The following is an 18,116-nucleotide window of genomic DNA, read 5'->3' on the forward strand; positions in this document are numbered from 1 at the left end:
TCAGCCCCGCTCGGACGACCAGGACGGCTTGCGCTTCTCCAGGAAGGCGGCGACCCCTTCCCGCCCCTCCTCGCTGACCCGCCGCTCCGCGATCGCGCGCGCGGTATAGCCGCGCACGTCCTGCGGGTCGACGAAGGCCACCTCGGCGATCAGCTCCTTGGTCGCGGCGATCGCCTCCGGCCCCGCCTGCAGGAACTGCTCCACCAGCGCGTCGCAGGCTTCATGCAGCGCCGCCTCGTCGGCCACCACCTTGTGCACCAGGCCCAGGCGCCAGGCCTCCTGCGCATCGAACCGTTCCGCGGTCAGGAAATAGCGCCGCGCCGCGCGCGGGCCGATGGCGTTCACCACGAAGGGTGAGATCACCGCCGGCAGCAGGCCCAGCCGCACCTCCGACAGGCAGAACACCGCGCGCTCCGCGGCGATGGCGATGTCGCAGGCGGCGACCAGGCCGACCCCGCCGCCAAACGCCGCGCCCTGCACGCAGGCGATGGTCGGCTTCGGGCAAGCGTCCAGCGCCGCCATCATCGACGCCAGGGCGCGGGCATCTTCCTCGTTCTGGTCCTCGGTGAAATGCGCCGCGCGCTGCATCCATTCCAGGTCCGCCCCGGCGGAAAAGCTCTTGCCGCGGGCGCGCAGGATCATCGCCCGCACGCCGTCCTGGTTGCCGACATCGGTGAAGATCTCGGTCAGGCGGGCGATCACGTCCTCGTTGAAGCAGTTATGCACCGCCGGCCGGTTCATCGTCACATAGGCGATGCCGTCGGTGGTGATCTCCAGTTCCACATATTCGCTGGAATCGGCGACGGTGGGTTCGCTCATGGCCGCTGCATCCTGAAGGTTACATCCGGAAGATGCCGAAGCGGGGATCCCCGATCGGCGCATTGTGGGCGGCGGACAGCGCGAGGCCGAGCACGGTCCGCGTATCCGCCGGGTCGATGATGCCGTCGTCCCAGATCCGGGCCGAGGCATAGGTCGGGTGGCCCTGCTCCTCGTACTGGGCGCGGATCGGCGTCTTGAACGCCTCCTCTTCGTCGGCCGACCAGCTTTCGCCGCGGCCTTCGATGCCTTCGCGCCGCACGGTCGCCAGGACGCTGGCCGCCTGCTCGCCCCCCATCACGGAGATCCGGGCATTCGGCCACATCCACAGGAAGCGCGGGCTGTAGGCCCGGCCGCACATGCCGTAATTGCCGGCGCCATGGCTGCCGCCGACGATCACGGTGAACTTCGGCACCTGGGCGGTGGCGACCGCGGTGACCAGCTTCGCGCCGTCCTTGGCGATGCCGCCGGCCTCGTACTTCTGGCCGACCATGAAGCCGGTGATGTTCTGCAGGAACAAGAGCGGGATCTTCCGCTGGCTGCAAAGCTCGATGAAATGCGCGCCCTTCAGCGCGCTTTCCGAGAACAGGATGCCGTTGTTCGCCAGGATGCCGATCGGATAGCCGTGGATATGGGCGAAGCCGCAGACCAGGGTGGTGCCGTACAGCTTCTTGAACGGGTCGAAGGCGCTGTCGTCGACGATGCGGGCGATCACCTCGTGTACGTCGTAGGGCACCCGGTTGTCGTCGGGCACGATGCCGTACAGCTCCGCCGGGTCGTAGCGCGGCGGCAGCGGCCTGCGCAACTCCCCGGTGGGTCGCTTCGGCAGGTTCAGGTCGCCCACGATGCGGCGCGCAATGGCCAGGGCGTGCAGGTCGTTCATCGCGTAATGATCGGTCACGCCGGAGGTGCGCGAATGCACGTCCGCGCCGCCCAGATCCTCCGCCGAGACGATCTCGCCCGTCGCCGCCTTCACCAGCGGCGGTCCGCCCAGGAAGATCGTGCCCTGCTTGCGCACGATCACCGATTCGTCCGACATCGCCGGGACATAGGCGCCACCGGCGGTGCAGGAGCCCATCACCACCGCGATCTGCGGGATGCCGGCGGCCGACATGCTGGCCTGGTTGAAGAAGATGCGGCCGAAATGCCCCTTGTCCGGAAACACCTCGTCCTGGTTCGGCAGGTTGGCGCCGCCGGAATCCACCAGGTAGATGCAGGGCAGCCGGTTCTCCAGCGCGATCTCCTGCGCGCGCAGATGCTTCTTCACGGTGATCGGATAGTAGGTGCCGCCCTTCACCGTCGCGTCGTTGCAGACGATCATGCATTCGCGGCCCGAGACCCGGCCGATGCCGGTGATGATACCGGCCGAGGGGATGCTCTCGCCATACATGCCCCAGGCGGCCAGCTGGCTGCATTCCAGGAACGGGCTGCCGGGGTCCAGCAGGTGATGCACCCGGTCGCGCGGCAGCAGCTTGCCGCGCTCCAGGTGCCGGGCGCGCGCCCGCTCGCCACCGCCCAGCGCGACCTCCGCCGCCTTGGCGCGAAGATCCGCCACCAGGGCGGACATGCGCTCCGCATTGGCGCGGAAGCCGTCGGCGGAGCGGTCGATTGCGGTCTCAAGCACGGTCATCGGTAGCGGTCACCATCTGGGACAGGGCCCGCCGGATCGGCCGGGCCGGGATTACAGGGCCGGTAACGTCGGGGCCGGCACCTTCGGGGCGGGCCGGCGGGTCCGGCATTATGCCGAAATCGTCTGACAATGCGACCGGGCGGCGAAAGCCGCCACAGGCCGCCGGCGGGAACAGGATTCCATTCGGATTCCGGCCACGGCGATCCGCCCCTGCGCTTGGAACCATCGCCGCCTCCAGCTTTTCCTGCACCGTATCCGGAACGGACGATGCGCCGCGAGAGCGACGGCCGCCGAGCCGTCCCCCGGAAACGGAATGGCCGGCAGGACGAGCCCGCCGGCCGCGACAGTACCGGAAGCAGGAAAGGCTCGATATGACCCGCAATCTGCTGAAGACCACCGCCCTCGGACTCGTCATGTCGGCGGGCCTCGCCACAGGCGCCATCGCCGCCAACGAGGGGCCGGACCCGACCATGAACAACACCCATGCCGCGGTGAAGATGGATCACCACAACGACACCGCGATCACCATCGAATCGCTGATGAACGACCGGGTGATGGCCGCCGGCGAGGAGGAGCTGGGCCGGATCATCAACGTCTATCAGGCCGACGAGACCGCGGACCCCTACATCATCGTCGATCGGGGCATGTCCTACGATCCGGCGGTGCGGTACGTGCCGATCCGCCATGACAGCATCGCGCGCGCCGACGCCGACAACAATGCGATCTACGTCACCACCACCCGGACCCAGTTCGACACCGCGCCGGCCTACAGCGCCGAGAGCGTGAATGCCGATCTGGACGCCTGGCCGGATCGTGTCGACGAGTTCTGGCAGGACAAGTATGCCAACGACCGCGGTGTGAACGTCACCGTGTCCGAGGCGGTCAATGTCCGTCCGAACGACCTGTCCACGCAGGCGCCGGGCTACCGGACGCCGGGTGCGACGCCGTCGAACTGACGCGCCGGCACACCGCATGGCAGCCCGTTCCGGCTGCCATGGTTTGACGCCCCCGGGCTCCGCCCGGGGGCGTCGTCGTTTCAGGGTCGCTTCGCCGCCCGCGCGGACATGCCGCGCGGGAACCAAAGCCTTCCCCGATGCTTCTTCAGACAGCGGCCGCGACGCATCGGATCGCGGCCCGGGGACGGAGGGACGGAGGCTCGACATGAACCGCAAGCAGATCGGAACCGCAGCCGGCGGCGCAATCCTGGCCGTGGGCCTGGCGCTGGGCGCGATCACCGCCGCCGACGGCATGGCGGGGGGCGAGGCCGCGCCGGAGGGCAGCATCGACGCGCTGGTGCTGATGAACGACCGGGTCGTCGGCATGGACGACAGCGCCTTCGGCTACGTCATCAACGCCTACGAACCGGGCGAGGCCGGTCAGGCCTACCTGATCGTCGACCGGGGGATCGCCTATGGCCGCACCGGCCGCTTCGTCCCGGTACCGCAGTCCAGCTTCGCGGTGGTCGATGCCGGCACCATCATGGTCGCCGCCGACGCGGAAGCCTTCGCGGCAGCGCCGGCCTTCGGCGAGGCGGAGATCAACGACCGCGCCCGCTGGCCGGAGACGACCGGCCGCTACTGGGCGGACCGCCCGGCGCATCGTAAGGAACCGCTCTGGATCTCCCAGGCGGTGCGCACCGGCACCACCGACCTGTCGATCCAGGCCAGCGGCTACCTGCCCGCCGATACCTGACGGTCCGGCCGCCGGCACCGGCAAACAGGGATTCAGGCCCGTCGGAATTGTCTCTACACTCCCGCGCGAAAAGCAACAGGAGGTAGAACCGACATGGCTTACACGCCCTTCGACCTGACGGGACGCACGGTCCTGGTCACCGGCGGCAATCGCGGTATCGGCCTGGGCATGGCCGAGGCGCTGGTGCAGTCCGGTGCCGGGGTGGTGATCTGGGGCAGCAATCCCGACAACAATGCCAAAGCCGAGTCCGCGCTGAAGGCGCTGCAGGGCAAGGGCCCGATCCTGACCCAGGTCTGCGATGTGTCGGACGAGGCGGCCGTGGACGCACGCATGGCCGAGGCGGTCAGGCAAGTCGGCCCGATCTACGGCTGCATCGCCAATGCCGGCATCTCCGGCGGCGCCAAGTCCTTCATGGAGATGACCACCGAGGAATGGCGGCGGATGCTGTCGATAAACCTCGACGGGGCCTTCTACACGCTGCGCGCGGCATCGCGGCACATGGTGGAGGCCGGCCAGGGTGGCTCGCTGATTTCCATGGCCTCCACCGCCGCGATCGAGGGCGCCGCCCGCAGCGAACATTATGCCGCGACCAAGGGCGGCCTGCTGTCGATGACCCGCGCCATCGCGGTGGAGCTGGCGCGCTATCGGATCCGCGCCAACTCCATCCTGCCCGGCTGGATCGAGACCGACATGACGGAGCGACTGACCAGCTACGACAAGTTCGTCGACAACGTGATGCCGCGGATCCCGGCGCGGCGCTGGGGCAAGCGGTCGGATTTCGGCGGCATCGGCGTCTACCTGATGTCCGACGCCGCCGACTATCACACCGGCGACCATTTCGTGATCGACGGCGGCTACACCCTGTTCTGACGGCCCCAGCGGCGGCCCGGCAGGCCGGGCCGCCGCACGCCGCTCCGCCCCCGCACCTTCAACTCTTGGCGGCCAGATCCCTGTCCAGCGCGTCGAGGCGGTCATGGCCCCAGTACATCTCGCCGTCGACGAAGAAGGTCGGCGTGCCGAAGGCGCCAAGTTCCTCCGCCTTCGCCACCGCATCGGCGACCGCCTTCTTCGCCGCCTCGTCGTTCTCCGCGACGACCAGGTCGGCCGGGTCGATGCCCAGCTCCTTCGCGATCCCTTCCAGATCGGCCGCATCGGAGATCGGCTGCCCCTTGCCCCAGAAGCGGTCGAACACAGCCCTGGCGAAGGCCTCGGCCTTCGCCGGGTCGCTGGCCTTCAGGTGGTAGAAGACCCGCAGCGGCACCTTCGGATTGGCCGGAAAGCTGTCGGGCTTGGTCACGATCGGCAGACCCATCTGCCGGGCGCAGCGGGTCCAGTCCTTCATCGAATACTGCATCTTCCGCGGCGCGACGCCCTGGCTGTTATGGCCGATCGCCTTCCACAGATGGCCGAGCGAGATCGGCAGCCAGTCCACCGACCGGCCATGCTTCTTCGCCACCTCATCCACCATCTGGGCGGCGATATAGGCATAGGGCGAGGAGAACTCGCTGATGAACAGGATCGGCTCGGCCATGGGTTCCTCCGTTTCTTGCGATGGCATCGGGTCGGCGCGGACTTTGCGCCGGCGGATCGCCGTTGAAAAGGGCGGCCCGGAGCGGCGCCACGGGTTTCCGTCAGCTGCCCTCTTCCTGTCCGTCGCGGGAGCCGGCGCCCCCTGCGCCGCCGCCCTCCGCTTCCCGCGATGACGGTCGCGGCGGCTCCAGCCCCGCCGGTGGCGGGGCCGCCACGCCCTGTCCCGGGGCGGGTCGCGCGGCGGGCGCGATCGCCGGGCGCCGCAGGAAGCCGACCAGCCGCCGCAGCACCTCGTAGCGCATCAGCGGCGCGGTCCGGGGGTCGAGTTCCAGGCCGACCCGCACGATGCGGCTGTCGGCCATCTCCTCCACCACCAGTTCGACCCGGTCGAGCGCCACCCGGTCGCCGACCACGATATGCCGCCGGCCGCGGCGCTCGACATAGCGGCCCAGGGTCGAGCCCCGATAGCGCGGCGGCACGGTCAGGCCATAGAGCGCGGCGATCTCGTCGACATTCACCGCGGCATCGAAGCTGAACTCGCCGAACACGCCGGCGCTGCCCCGCGTCCGCCGCCCGGCGAACAGCCGGTCCAGGAGGTAGAGATTCTCCGGCGCGGCGAGTGCCAGGACGGTGTCGCCCTCCTGCAGCCGCATCAGGGCGGAACGGTCGATCACCACCCCCTGGCGGATCACCCCGATCACCCGGGTGCGCGGCGGCAGCGGCACCTGGCGATAGGGATAGCCGGTGGCGATGGCGTCGCGACCGACACGGTAGCCCGCAATGTCGCGGTCGATGCCCTGCGCGATCTCCAGGTCCTGGCGGTCGACCGGGTCCTCCCGCGGCGGCAGTTCCAGGTCCAGGGCACGGCCCACCGGCGTGATGGTCCAGCCCTGCACCAGAAGCGAGAGCAGAACGACGACGAAGGCCAGGGTGAAATAGCTCTCCGCCCCCGGCAGGCCGGCCAGGACCGGGACGGTGGCCAGGAAGATCGGCACCGCGCCGCGCAGGCCCACCCAGGAGATGAAGGCGATCTCCTTGGCGCTGAAGCGGAACGGCAGCAGGCAGACGCCCACCGCCAGCGGCCGGGCGAGGAACATCAGGGCGGCCGCGATCGCCACGGCGATCCCCAGTTCGTCCAGCAACCGGGTCGGCGTCACCAGCAGCCCCAGCAGCAGGAACATGGTGATCTGCATCAGCCAGGCCATGCCGTCCATGAAGCGGCTGACCAGCTGCCGCCCGCGGTGGCGCCGGTTGCCGACGATCATGCCGGCCAGGTAGATCGCCAGGAAGCCGGAAGCGCCGATCGACTGCGCGAAGGCGAAGGTGAGCAATGCGGCCGCCACCGCCAGGATGGCGTAGAGGCCGGAGGCGATCTCCAGCCGGTTGACCAGCCAGACGATCGCCTGGCCGCCGGCGATGCCGATCGCGGCACCGCCCAGCAGGTCGGCGGCGAAGCTGGCGCCGACGGTCAGCCAGCCCGCGTCCAGAGGCTGCTGCATCAGGGCCACGCAGGTGGTGACCAGGAACACCGCCATCGGGTCGTTCAGGCCGCTCTCCACCTCCAGGGTGGCGTTGACCCGCTTCTGCAGCTCCATGCCGGAGACGTTCAGCAGGAAGAACACCGCCGCCGCGTCGGTGGAGGAGATCACCGCGCCGATCAGCACCGACTGCAGGATCCCGAAGCCGAACAGACCCCAGGCGATCGCCGCGACGATCGCGGTGGTCAGGAAGACACCGGCGCTGGCCAGGGTGATCGCCGGCCACATCGCCAGCTTGAAGGTGGCGCGCTTCGTGCGCATGCCGCCGTCGAACAGGATAACCGCAAGGGCGACCGAACCGATCCCATAGACCAGGTCGAAGTCCTGGAAGGCGATGCCGCCGGGCCCGTCCTCGCCGGCCAGCATGCCGAGGGCGAGGAAGACCAGCAGCAGCGGCGCCCCGACCCGGCTGGAGATCATCCCGGCAAAGATGCTGAGCAGGACCAGCGCCGAACCGAGCAGGATCAGATGGTCGAGACTGTCAGCCACGGCGGACCCCAGGATCAACAGAGAGACGCGACGGGCCGCCGAAGGTCACCCATCGCACATGCGGCCCGCAATACCGCCTTCGAATCCGGGCATTTTCGTGGCGCAATACCGACCAGCCAGCGCGGCAAGCACCCGGATCAGCCAAGTCTCGGCCTCACCGGTGATTGCTTGTTGTTCCGGCAGTATCGACCTCAACTTCCTTGTCGGAAAGCCTCTCTTGGGGCAGGCGCAGGCTATCGGATCGCTCTGGCAAGGAGTTGCGTGCCGCGCCTGATTTCCTCCGGCGTGAGCGCGGCATAGCCGAGCACCAGCCCGGCAACAACTTTCGGCGCGCCGAGCCCGCCGCCGTAGAGCGGCGCCACGCCGTAGACGCCGACTCCCTCGGCCCGCGCCGCTTCGACCAGCTCCGCCTCGCGAGAGGCGGGGATGTCGTCGAACCAGACGATCAGGTGAAGGCCCGCATCCGCCCCGGAAATCCGGATGCGGTCCCCGAGGGCTTCGGCGAGTGACGCAGTCAACGCCGCGCGTCGCTCGGCATATCGTCGTCTCACGCGGCGAATATGGCGCTCATAGGCACCGCCCTCGATAAAGGCGGCCAGCGCCTCCTGCCCGAGCGCCGAGGTGTGACGGTCCAGCAGACCCTTCGCCCGCACAAGCAATTGGGCGAGCGGCGGCGGCGCCACCAGCCAGCCGAGGCGCAGGCGGGGCGACAGGCTCTTCGAGGCGGTCCCGAGATAGATCACGCGATCGGGCGCCAGCACATGCAGCGGTGGCGCGGGGCGCGCGTGGTAGCGGAACTCGCCATCGTAGTCGTCCTCGATCACCCAGGCGCCCGAGCGCTCCGCCCAGGCGATGATCTCGCGTCGCCGTTCGGCAGACAGGACACCGCCGAGTGGAAACTGATGCGAGGGCGTCACGAATGCGAGCCGCGCCTTATCAATGGCGGCGAGTGCTTCCGTCCGGAGGCCGTCGTCATCTACCGGAACGGGGACGAGCCGTGCTCCGCAGGCGGCGAAGACGCTGCTCGCCATCGGATAGCATGGATGCTCGATGACCACCGAGTCCCCGGCATCGACGAGCACCCGGGCCAGGAGGTCGATCCCTTGCTGCGAGCCGTTCACGACGATGATCTGGTCGGCATCGCAGCGCAGTCCGCGCGACCGCCAGAGATAGGCCTTCAGAATCCGCCGCAATCCTGACAGCCCGGCGGGGGCATCATAGCCGAGCCGGTCAGGCCGCTTCAGCGCAACTGCGTCCAGCACGCGCTTCCAGCCGAGGATCGGGAAGTCGTTTTCGTGCAGGTCGCCATAGCGGAAGTCGATTGCGGCCCCCTCGACCCGCGGCTGTGGCGGCGGCAGCGCGGCAAGCCGACCGGACCAGGCAGAGACGGCAGGCGGCGGCTGAGCCTCGCGCCGTGCTGGCGCCGGTCGTGCCGGGTCCACCCTGCCCGCCACCCGGGTTCGGGCGCCCTGCGAGGCCTCGAGGAACCCCTCGGCGTGCAACTGCTCGTAGGCCGCAGTAACCGTACCGCGCGACACCCCAAGCTCGGCCGCTAGGGCGCGCGTCGATGGCAGGGCCTCCCCAGGCAAGTAGACGCCGTGCGTAATCTGCTCACGCAGATCGTCGGCGATGCGACGTGCGCGGCCGCCAGACTGCTGAGCAGATCCCACTGGACCAGCCAATCTCTGTGAAACTGGTCGTTCCATTCGGACCAGTTTTGCCTGATCTAGGCGGGGCAGCAAGGAGGCCCGCCATGTATGTACCGCCCCAGTTCCGCATCGACGACCGCGACGCGATCCAAACGGCGCTGCGCGCCGCCCGCCTCGCGAACCTGGTCACCTGCGGCACGGATGGCCTGATGGCAACGCCGCTGCCGCTGCTCCTGGACGAGACCGAGGGCGCATTCGGCACGCTCTATGGGCATGTGTCCCGAGCCAACCCGCAGTGGAAGACGGATGCGAGCGAGGCCATGGCGATCTTCATGGGCCCGGACGCCTACGTCACGCCGAGCTGGTACGCCACGAAGCAGGAGACCGGCAAGGTCGTGCCGACCTGGAACTACATTGCTGTGCATGCCTATGGCGCCATCGAGTTCTTTGACGAGGCCGATCGTCTGATCGATGTCGTGACACGCCTCACACGCCTGCACGAGGCCGATCGGCCCGAGCCATGGGCGGTCACGGATGCTCCGGCCCGGTTCATCGAGGCCCAGCTTCGCGGCATCGTCGGCGTCCGCATGCCGATCGCTCGGATCGATGCGAAAAGCAAGATGAGCCAGAACCGAAACGAGGCGGATCGTGTCGGAGTTGCTACCGGGCTTGCGGCCAGCGAGCGGGCCTCCGACCGCGAGGTCGCCGACCTAATCCCGACCTGAGATATCGTCGACCTGGGCCATCAACGCCGGGCTCGCCCTCTACCCAGACTCCCGCACAGCGGAAGACGGCGCGACCGTGCCGGAATCGGGTCGCCGGCCAGCCGGACACCGACGTTGACGAGCATACGTCTATCCCCGCAGCGCCCGACCGATGACGATCCGCTGCACGTCGGACGTGCCTTCGTAGATCTGGCAGACGCGGACGTCGCGGTAGATCCGCTCCACCGGATAGTCGGACAGGTAGCCATAGCCGCCATGCACCTGGATCGCGGCGGAGCAGACCCGCTCCGCCATCTCCGAGGCGAACAGCTTCGCCATGCTGGCCTCCTTCAGGCAGGGCTGGCCGGCATCCTTCAGGCGCGCGGCGTGGTGCACCATCTGGCGGGCGACCTCGACCTCCGTCGCCATGTCGGCCAGGCGGAAGGCCACCGCCTGATGCTCCACGATCGCCTGGCCGAAGGCCTCTCGCTCCTCCGCATAGGCGAGGGCGGCATCGAGCGCGGCGCGGGCCATGCCCACCGCCTGCGCGGCGATGCCGATGCGGCCGCTCTCCAGGTTGGCGAGCGCGATGCGATAGCCGTCCCCCGGGGCGCCGAGCATCTGGTCGGCGGTGACGGACACCCCGTCCAGCACGATCTGGCAGGTGTCGGAACAGCGCTGCCCCAGCTTGCTCTCCACCCGGGCGACCTGGAAGCCGGCGGCATCGGTGGGCACGGCGAAGCAGCTGAGGCCGCGCTTGCCCGCCTGCGGGTCGGTGACCGCGAAGACCAGCGCCAGGCCGGCGATGGAGCCGGAGGTGATGAACTGCTTGGTGCCGGAGATCCGCCAGCCATTGCCGTCGGCCTCCGCCCGGCAGCGCAGCGCCGAGGCGTCGGATCCCGCCTGCGGCTCGGTCAGGCAGAAAGCGCCGATCGCCTCGCCGCGCGCCAACGGCGGCAGCCAGGTCTGTTTCAGCCCGTCCGGGGCGTATTGCAGCAGCGCCGCGCAGACCGGGGAATTGTTCACCGACATGATGGTGGAGATCGCGCCATCGGCGGCGGCCACCTCCTCCAGCGCCAGGACATAGGACAGGAAGTCGGTGCCGGCACCGCCCCACTGCTCCGGCACGGTCATGCCCATCAGGCCGAGGCCGCCCATCTCCGCCAGCAGGTCGCGCGGCGGCTCGCCGCTGCGGTCGCGCTCCGCGGCGCCCGGCGCCAGCCGTTCGGCGGCGAAGGCGCGGGCCATGTCGCGGATCATGCCCTGGTCTTCGCTGAGCAGGCTCATGAACGGCCCTCCTCCGCCGGCGGCCGCCGGGCGGTCACCTCGATCTCGATCAGGATCTCCGGCTCGATGAAGTCGCAGATCACCGCCGTCGCGGCCGGTTTCGCGTGGGACAGGTATTCGCCGAAGATCGGCGCGACGGCGCGGAAGTCGTGGCGGCTGGCGAGGTAGTAGTTGACCCGCACGACGTCATCCAGCGAGGCGCCGGCCTCGGTCAGCGCCGCGCCGATATTCTTGAACGCCTGGTGGGTCTGGCTGGCGACCGTCGGCTCGATCCGCATCCGGGTATAGTCGTAGCCGGTGGTGCCGGAGACGAAGACCCAGTCGCCGGCCGGATCCGGCCAGACCACCGCGCGGCTGTAGCCGGCGATCGCCTCGAAGGTGGAGCCGGAGGTGATCCGCCGGCGGTTGTCGTCGGGCAGCGGCGGCGGTGCCTCGCGCCCCCCCCCTCCGCCGCCGCTCAATGCAGCAGCTCCACGGCAACCGCCGTCGCCTCGCCGCCGCCGATGCAGAGCGAAGCCATGCCGCGGCTGCCGCCATGGCGCTTCAGCGCGGCCAGCAGGGTGACGATCAGCCGCGCGCCGGAACAGCCGATCGGATGGCCCAGCGCACAGGCGCCGCCATGCACGTTCACCCGGTCGGCGGACAGGTCCAGATCGCGGATTGCCGCCATCGCGACGACGGCGAAGGCCTCGTTGATCTCGAACAGGTCGACATCGCCAAGCTTCCAGCCGGTCTTTTCCGACAGCTTGCGCAGCGCGCCGACCGGCGCCGTGGTGAACCAGGCAGGCTCCTGCGCATGGCCGGCATGGCCGACCAGGCGGGCGATCGGGGTCAGGCCGCGGGCCTCCGCCTCGCCCAGGGTGGTCAGCACCAGGGCCGCGCCGCCGTCGGAGATCGAGGAGGAATTGGCCGCCGTCACCGTGCCGTCCTTGGCGAAGGCCGGCTTCAGCTGCGGGATCTTCGCCGGGTCCGCCTTCAGCGGCTGTTCGTCGTCGCGCACCTCCTGGCTGCCGCCGCGGCCGGTGACGGTCACCGGCACCACCTCGTCGGCGAAGGCGCCGCCCTCGATCGCGGCGCGCGCCCGGCGCAGGGATTCGATGGCATAGGCGTCCTGCGCCTCGCGGGTGAACTGGTAGCTGCGCGCGGTATCTTCGGCGAAGGTGCCCATCAGCCGGCCGGGATCGTAGGCATCCTCCAGCCCGTCCAGGAACATATGGTCCTTCACCTCGCCATGGCCGAGGCGGAAGCCGCCGCGTGCCTTGGGCAGCAGGTAGGGGGCGTTGGTCATGCTTTCCATGCCGCCGGCGACCATCAGGCTGCCGGAACCGGCGCGGATCATGTCCGCGGCCATCATCGTCGCCTTCATGCCGGAGCCGCAGACCTTGTTCAGGGTCTCGCAGGGCACCGCGTCGGGCAGGCCGGCGCCCTTGGACGCCTGCCGCGCCGGCGCCTGGCCCAGGCCCGCGGGCAGGACGCAGCCCATCACCACCTCGTCGACCTGATCGGCGGCGACCCCGGCCCGCTGCAGCGCCGCGGCGATCGCCGCACTGCCCAGCTCGGTGGCGCTCTTGTCCTTCAGGGCGCCCTGGAAGCCGCCCATCGGCGTGCGTGCCGATCCGACGATGACGATGTCCGACTTTTCCATACCGGTTCCTCCGCATGCCCGAACGCTGCTGCGCGACACCTCGCCGTGGTGTCACGCGGTTGCGATATCTTGTGCCACACTCACATGAAGAATACATCCGCGGCCAGCGTCGACCGCCCTGCCCCCGCGGCAGGTGCGACAGGCCGCCGAACCCGATGCGGGAGGAACCCAGCGATGTCGGAAGCCCGTGACAGCCAGCCGTCCCTGGCCACCCCCTATGCAACGCATGAGGTCACCAACCAGCCGCCCCCGCTGGAGGACATCAACCTGTTCAGCAGCGATACCGCCCTGCGCGAAGGCGTGGCGCGCGAAGGCGCCGGTTGGGCGGTGGACGACCTGACCGCCTTCGGCGCCAAGGTCGGCAGTGCGGAGATGATCGAGGCCGGGCATCTGGCGAACCGCCACACGCCGGAGCTGAAGGCCTTCGACCGCTTCGGTCATCGCCTCGACAGGGTTGATTTCCACCCCGCCTACCACAAGGTGATGGCCGCCAGCATCAAGCAGGGGCTGCATGCCTCCCCCTGGTCGGAGCCGCGCCCGGGCGCGCAGGTGAAGCGGGCGGCCGGCATGATCCTGATGTCCCAGGTGGAGGTCGGCCATCTCTGCCCCGTCAGCATGACCTATGCCAGCGTGCCGGTGCTCCGCCGGCAGCCCGATCTCGGCGGCGCCTGGCTGCCGAAGATCCTGAGCCGCGACTACGACCCGCGCTTCCTGCCGGCGCCGCAAAAGAAGGCGCTGCAGATCGGCATGGGCATGACGGAGAAGCAGGGCGGCTCCGACGTCCGCACCAACGCGACCCAGGCGGTGCCGCTGGACGGCGGCGGCCCCGGCACGGCCTATGCCATCACCGGCCACAAATGGTTCATGTCGGCGCCGATGTGCGACGCCTTCCTGATCCTGGCGCAGGCGCCGGCCGGCATCTCCTGCTTCCTGCTGCCGCGCTTCCTGCCCGACGGCAGCCTCAACGCGATCCGCATCCAGCGGCTGAAGGAAAAGGTCGGCAACCGCTCCAACGCCTCGTCGGAGGTGGAGTTCGCCAACGCCACCGGCTGGCTGGTGGGCGAAGAGGGGCGCGGCGTGTCCACGATCATCGAGATGGCGTCGTACAGCCGCCAGGAATCGGCGCTGGCCAGCACCGGCCTGATGCGCCAGGCCGTCGTGCAGGCGGTGCACCATGCCCGCCATCGCCGGGCCTTCCAGCGGCACCTGATCGACCAGCCGCTGATGACCAACGTGCTGGCCGACATGGCGCTGGAGGTGGAGGCGGCGACGGCGCTGATGCTGCGCCTGGCGCGCGCCGTCGACGCGCAGGAGGACGATCCGCTGGAACAGGCGCTGCGCCGCATCGTCACCCCGGCCGCGAAATACTGGATCTGCAAGCGTGCGCCGATCCTGGCGGCCGAGGCGATGGAGGTGCTGGGCGGTAACGGCTATGTCGAAGATGGCATCCTGGGCCGCATCTACCGCGAGATGCCGGTGAACTCGATCTGGGAAGGATCGGGCAACGTGATGTGCCTGGACGTGCTGCGGGCGATGCAGCGCAACCCGGAATCCCTGGAGGCCCTGCTGGCCATGCTGCGTGACGCCGCCGGCGCCGACCGGCGCCTGGACGGCGCGATCGCGCGGATCGAGGCCTATCTGGCGGCACCGGCGGAAATCGAGGCGCAGGGGCGCCGCTTCGTCGAGCTGCTGGCGGTCACCCTGCAGGCCGCGCTGCTGGTGAACCATGCTCCGGCGGCGGTGGCCGACGCCTTCTGCGCCAGCCGCCTGGCGGACGACTGGGGCCATGCCTACGGCACATTGCCCGGCGGCACCGACCAGCGGGCGATCGCGGAACGGGCCTTCGCCGCATGACCCGCAGCACGGGTGCAGGCGCTTGCAGGGCCCGCCTCTGGCGCCGGGGCCTTGCATGCGCGGCATTGCTGGCGGCATTGGGCGCCGGATCGATGGCTGCCCCCGCGGCGCAGGCGGACGGTGCCGCCGACCGGGACGCCATCCGCAAGCGGCTGGAGGACTGGACGGCCGACTTCAATGCCGGCCGGGCCGACCGGGTCTGCGACCTGTTCGCGCCGGACCTGCGCGCGAACTATCGCGGCCAGCCGGAGAAGCGGTTCGGCACCCTCTGCCCGGCGCTGAAGGACGCGCTGGCGGACGAGCGCCTGGCCTACCGTTACGAACTGGACCTGCACGAGATCCTGGTGGACCAGGACATGGCAGCCGTCCGCCTGACCTGGCACCTGACCGTCACCGACCGCGCCAGCGGTACCAGCGAGCATTCCAGCGATGTCGGCCTGGACATCTTCCGGCGGCAGCCGAACGGCACCTGGCGCATTGCCCGCTTCATCGCCTATGGCGAACCGGCGGATGACTGACCGGCGCATCGGCTGCATGTCCCAAAGCAATACCGCGACTTATTTTCAGCAACGGAATGCTTGTTATCGGAGATAATATTTACATCTCTGGCTAGTTGTCAGAGCGCACATTATTTCCAGATTGGCACCTCTTCCTTCCAGCCATTTACCGATTGTTCACCCGTCGAATTTACAACAATTTCCCGAGTAATCCGCTCGGGAGCCCAACGATGCCTCTTCGCCCCGCCACCGCCCTGGCCATGGCCGCTCTGGCTTGCGTCCTGGCCGGCCCTCCCACGAGCCAGAGCCTGGCCGCCACGGATCAGCCGCCGGCGGCCAGCCTCGAGATTCCCGCCGCGCTGGTCGACGACCTGAGGAAAGTGGTGCAGCAGGAGGTCGCGCTGATCTCGCTGCGGTCGCAGAACGGCCGCCATGCCGGCATCGCCCAGGCGGAGATCGACGCGCTGGACAAGCAGTGGCGGGACGAGACCAAGGCCGCCACGCAGCCGCTGATCGCACAGCTGATGGGCAGCCCGCTGTCGAGCTACCTGATCGACATGAAGGCCCGCTCCCTGGGCCTGTTCGTCGAGATCTTCGTGATGGACGAGAAGGGCCTGAATGTCGGCCAGTCCAGCATCACCAGCGACTATTGGCAGGGCGACGAGGACAAGTACCTGAAGACCTTCGCCATCGGTCCGGACGCCGTCCACTACGGCGAGGTCGAGTATGACGACACCTACAAGATCCAGAAGCAGCAGGTGAGCTTTCCCATCGTCGACCCGGCAGATGGCAAGGCGCTGGGCGCCGTGACCTTCGAAATCAACCTGACGGAACTGGAGCGGCGGTCATGAGCAGCCAGGGCGGGATCCGCAATCTCAAGATCCGGACGAAGATCGCTCTCGCCTTCGCGGTGATGGTGGTCGTGGCCCTGGCGGCCGGCGGCATCACCTTCTGGAGCGGGGCGCAGATCGGCAGTGCCGTGACGGCCAAGGACGAGGCCTTCGCCAAGCAGGAACGGGCCCTCAACATCGTCCTGCTGATGCGCGGCCAGGAAGGCGCGATCCGCGGCCTGCTGAACACCGGCGACCGCGACTTCATCGACGACCTGGAGGAGCACCGCGGCGCCCTGACGGCACTGCTGGCCGAGGCGGTCCAGGCCAGCGCCGACGAGGTGCAGCGCCAGCGCCTGCAGGAGATCTCGACCCTGGCCGACCGCTGGTACAACGAGTTCGCCGCCCAGCAGGTCCGCCTGATGGGCCATCCCGACACCGTGACCCAGGCCCGGGCGATCGAGTTCTCCGGCGCCCCTGCCATGCTGCTGCTGCAGATCGCCGCGCTCATCGACGAGGTGCGCGCCGCCGAGGCCATGCAGATCGAGGCTGCCAAGGAAACCCAGGACACCGCGTTCGAGATCATGGACATCGCCATGGCCGTCGCCGCGCTGCTGTCGATCTTCTTCGCCGCCCTGTTCGGCATGCTGCTGGTCCGCGCTGTGGCCCGCCCTGTCGTGCAGATGACGGACGTGATGACCGAACTGGCCGGCGGCCAGCTGCAGGGCGAGATCCCGGCCACCGGGCGCGGCGACGAGATCGGCGCCATGGCCCGCGCGGTTGAGGTGTTCAAGGAGAATGCCATCGAACGCGAGCGCCTGGCGGCACAGGAGGCGGAAGCCCTGCAGGCCCGCGAGGCCCGAGCCCGCCGGATGGAGGAACTGACCGGCAACTTCGACGAACAGGTCCGCAGCAGCCTGGAGGTGGTCGCGGCGGCGGCGACCGAACTGCAGGCGACGGCGGAGACCCTGCTGTCGACCGCAAACCTGTCGCAGGACCAGGCGGCTGCCGTGTCGGCTGCCTCCGACGAGGCCGCTGCCAGCGTGCAGACTGTGGCCGCGGCAACGCAGGAGCTGTCCCACTCCATCGAGGAGATCAACCGTCAGATGGCGCAGTCGACCGATGCGACCAACCGTGCCGTACAGACCGCCGAGCATACCAGCGAGACGGTGCGCCGGCTGTCTGACGGTGCCCGCAAGATCGGCGATGTCGTCACCCTGATCTCGGAGATCGCGGAGCAGACCAACCTGCTGGCCCTGAACGCGACCATCGAGGCGGCGCGCGCCGGCGATGCCGGCAAGGGCTTCGCCGTGGTGGCCTCGGAGGTGAAGCAGCTGGCCAGCCAGACCGCGAAGGCGACGGAGGAGATCTCCCAGCAGGTCGGCGCGATCCAGGGCGACACCAAGGGCGCCGTCGATGCCATCGAGGCGATCCGCAACGTGATCTCCGAGGTCAACGAGATCGCCACCGCCATCGCCTCCGCAATGACGGAGCAGCGCGCCGCGACGGAGGAGATCAGCCGCAACATCCAGCAGGCCGCCGACGGCAGCCGGGAGGTCTCCTCCAACATCGTCGGCGTCAGGGACGGGGCGGACCGCACCCTGGAGGCCGCCGGCAACGTGAAGACCGCGGCCGGCGACCTGTCCAGCAATTCAGAGAGCCTGCGCGCCGACGTGGTGCGCTTCCTGACCGACGTCCGGGCCGCCTGACGGCTGCGCCGGCAGATGGATCGGATGCCGCAAGGCTTGAGGAGCGGCACGCCCGGACCGTACCGCTGCGTGCCCCCCGGGGTGGCCCCAGGAGAGTAGGAACGGTCCTACGGTTCGTGAGCGTTGTCCCGGGCCTAACCCGGGATCCACTCCGCAAGCCTCGAAGCGCCTGGCAGGCTGTCGGAATGGGTTCTCGGGTCAAGCCCGAGAACGACGCACTTTCATCATGACCGGGAAGACTCTGGG

The 18,116-nt window shown here is 69.2% G+C and carries 16 protein-coding genes; 8 read left to right on the top strand and 8 right to left on the bottom strand.

The genetic code is table 11. The annotated features are described in order from the left end of the window. Both ACFOGJ_RS10245 and ACFOGJ_RS10250 read right to left on the bottom strand, forming a co-directional pair. Window positions 1-819, bottom strand: coding sequence for an enoyl-CoA hydratase/isomerase family protein (locus tag ACFOGJ_RS10245; protein WP_379899920.1), 819 nt, complete (start codon window positions 817-819; stop codon window positions 1-3). Between the two features lie 19 nt (window positions 820-838). Beyond that, window positions 839-2,446 (bottom strand): carboxyl transferase domain-containing protein, encoded by a 1,608-nt coding sequence (locus ACFOGJ_RS10250; protein WP_379899922.1) that lies wholly within the window; start codon window positions 2,444-2,446, stop codon window positions 839-841. 371 nt (window positions 2,447-2,817) lie between these two features. Here ACFOGJ_RS10250 and ACFOGJ_RS10255 point away from each other — a divergent pair, with 371 nt between their 5' ends. The 3 genes from ACFOGJ_RS10255 (at window position 2,818) to ACFOGJ_RS10265 (ending at window position 5,008) form a co-directional block, all read left to right on the top strand. Next, the gene (locus ACFOGJ_RS10255) at window positions 2,818-3,402 is read left to right on the top strand and encodes a hypothetical protein (RefSeq protein ID WP_379899924.1); all 585 of its coding nucleotides are present in this window, start codon (window positions 2,818-2,820) and stop codon (window positions 3,400-3,402) included. Between the two features lie 205 nt (window positions 3,403-3,607). Continuing rightward, on the top strand, window positions 3,608-4,138 hold the full coding sequence (locus ACFOGJ_RS10260) for a hypothetical protein (protein ID WP_379899926.1): 531 nt from the start codon (window positions 3,608-3,610) through the stop codon (window positions 4,136-4,138). A gap of 93 nt (window positions 4,139-4,231) precedes the next feature. Continuing rightward, on the top strand, window positions 4,232-5,008 hold the full coding sequence (locus tag ACFOGJ_RS10265) for an SDR family NAD(P)-dependent oxidoreductase (protein ID WP_379899928.1): 777 nt from the start codon (window positions 4,232-4,234) through the stop codon (window positions 5,006-5,008). Between the two features lie 58 nt (window positions 5,009-5,066). Here the strand turns inward: ACFOGJ_RS10265 and ACFOGJ_RS10270 are convergent, their stop codons facing one another. The 3 genes from ACFOGJ_RS10270 to pdxR form a co-directional block, all read right to left on the bottom strand. Next, window positions 5,067-5,669, bottom strand: coding sequence for a 2-hydroxychromene-2-carboxylate isomerase (locus tag ACFOGJ_RS10270; RefSeq protein WP_379899930.1), 603 nt, complete (start codon window positions 5,667-5,669; stop codon window positions 5,067-5,069). Window positions 5,670-5,769: 100 nt separating this feature from the next. Further along, window positions 5,770-7,695, bottom strand: coding sequence for a potassium/proton antiporter (locus ACFOGJ_RS10275; RefSeq protein WP_379899932.1), 1,926 nt, complete (start codon window positions 7,693-7,695; stop codon window positions 5,770-5,772). Between the two features lie 233 nt (window positions 7,696-7,928). Then, on the bottom strand, window positions 7,929-9,401 hold the full coding sequence (pdxR, locus tag ACFOGJ_RS10280; protein ID WP_379899934.1) for a MocR-like pyridoxine biosynthesis transcription factor PdxR: 1,473 nt from the start codon (window positions 9,399-9,401) through the stop codon (window positions 7,929-7,931). 47 nt (window positions 9,402-9,448) lie between these two features. Here pdxR and ACFOGJ_RS10285 point away from each other — a divergent pair, with 47 nt between their 5' ends. Beyond that, window positions 9,449-10,069: an FMN-binding negative transcriptional regulator gene (locus ACFOGJ_RS10285; protein WP_379899936.1), complete on the top strand. Its 621-nt coding sequence runs from the start codon at window positions 9,449-9,451 to the stop codon at window positions 10,067-10,069. 129 nt (window positions 10,070-10,198) lie between these two features. On the opposite strand, the gene ACFOGJ_RS10290 is transcribed toward ACFOGJ_RS10285, so the two are convergent. Genes ACFOGJ_RS10290 through ACFOGJ_RS10300 form a run of 3 tightly spaced genes read right to left on the bottom strand, consistent with a single transcriptional unit; the run spans window position 10,199 to window position 12,980 of the window. Beyond that, the gene (locus tag ACFOGJ_RS10290; protein ID WP_379899938.1) at window positions 10,199-11,335 is read right to left on the bottom strand and encodes an acyl-CoA dehydrogenase family protein; all 1,137 of its coding nucleotides are present in this window, start codon (window positions 11,333-11,335) and stop codon (window positions 10,199-10,201) included. Beyond that, window positions 11,332-11,796 carry a RidA family protein gene (locus ACFOGJ_RS10295; RefSeq protein WP_379899940.1) on the bottom strand — a complete coding sequence of 155 codons (465 nt, stop codon included), beginning with the start codon at window positions 11,794-11,796 and terminating at the stop codon, window positions 11,332-11,334. Before ACFOGJ_RS10295 ends, ACFOGJ_RS10290 begins: the two co-directional genes overlap by 4 nt. Further along, the gene (locus ACFOGJ_RS10300; RefSeq protein WP_379899942.1) at window positions 11,793-12,980 is read right to left on the bottom strand and encodes an acetyl-CoA C-acyltransferase; all 1,188 of its coding nucleotides are present in this window, start codon (window positions 12,978-12,980) and stop codon (window positions 11,793-11,795) included. The genes ACFOGJ_RS10295 and ACFOGJ_RS10300 overlap by 4 nt, the downstream gene beginning before the upstream one ends. A 174-nt stretch (window positions 12,981-13,154) precedes the next feature. Here ACFOGJ_RS10300 and ACFOGJ_RS10305 point away from each other — a divergent pair, with 174 nt between their 5' ends. The 4 genes from ACFOGJ_RS10305 (at window position 13,155) to ACFOGJ_RS10320 (ending at window position 17,870) form a co-directional block, all read left to right on the top strand. Further along, a complete protein-coding gene (locus ACFOGJ_RS10305; RefSeq protein WP_379899946.1) occupies window positions 13,155-14,834 on the top strand; it encodes an isovaleryl-CoA dehydrogenase in 1,680 nt (559 codons plus the stop codon). A gap of 92 nt (window positions 14,835-14,926) precedes the next feature. Continuing rightward, on the top strand, window positions 14,927-15,352 hold the full coding sequence (locus ACFOGJ_RS10310; protein WP_379899948.1) for a YybH family protein: 426 nt from the start codon (window positions 14,927-14,929) through the stop codon (window positions 15,350-15,352). Window positions 15,353-15,561: 209 nt separating this feature from the next. Further along, window positions 15,562-16,182 carry a hypothetical protein gene (locus tag ACFOGJ_RS10315; RefSeq protein ID WP_379899950.1) on the top strand — a complete coding sequence of 207 codons (621 nt, stop codon included), beginning with the start codon at window positions 15,562-15,564 and terminating at the stop codon, window positions 16,180-16,182. After that, window positions 16,179-17,870 carry a methyl-accepting chemotaxis protein gene (locus ACFOGJ_RS10320; protein ID WP_379899952.1) on the top strand — a complete coding sequence of 564 codons (1,692 nt, stop codon included), beginning with the start codon at window positions 16,179-16,181 and terminating at the stop codon, window positions 17,868-17,870. Before ACFOGJ_RS10315 ends, ACFOGJ_RS10320 begins: the two co-directional genes overlap by 4 nt. Window positions 17,871-18,116 lie beyond the last annotated feature (246 nt).

It is taken from the genome of Marinibaculum pumilum, assembly GCF_042646425.1.
Taxonomy (GTDB): domain Bacteria; phylum Pseudomonadota; class Alphaproteobacteria; order Ferrovibrionales; family Ferrovibrionaceae; genus Marinibaculum; species Marinibaculum pumilum.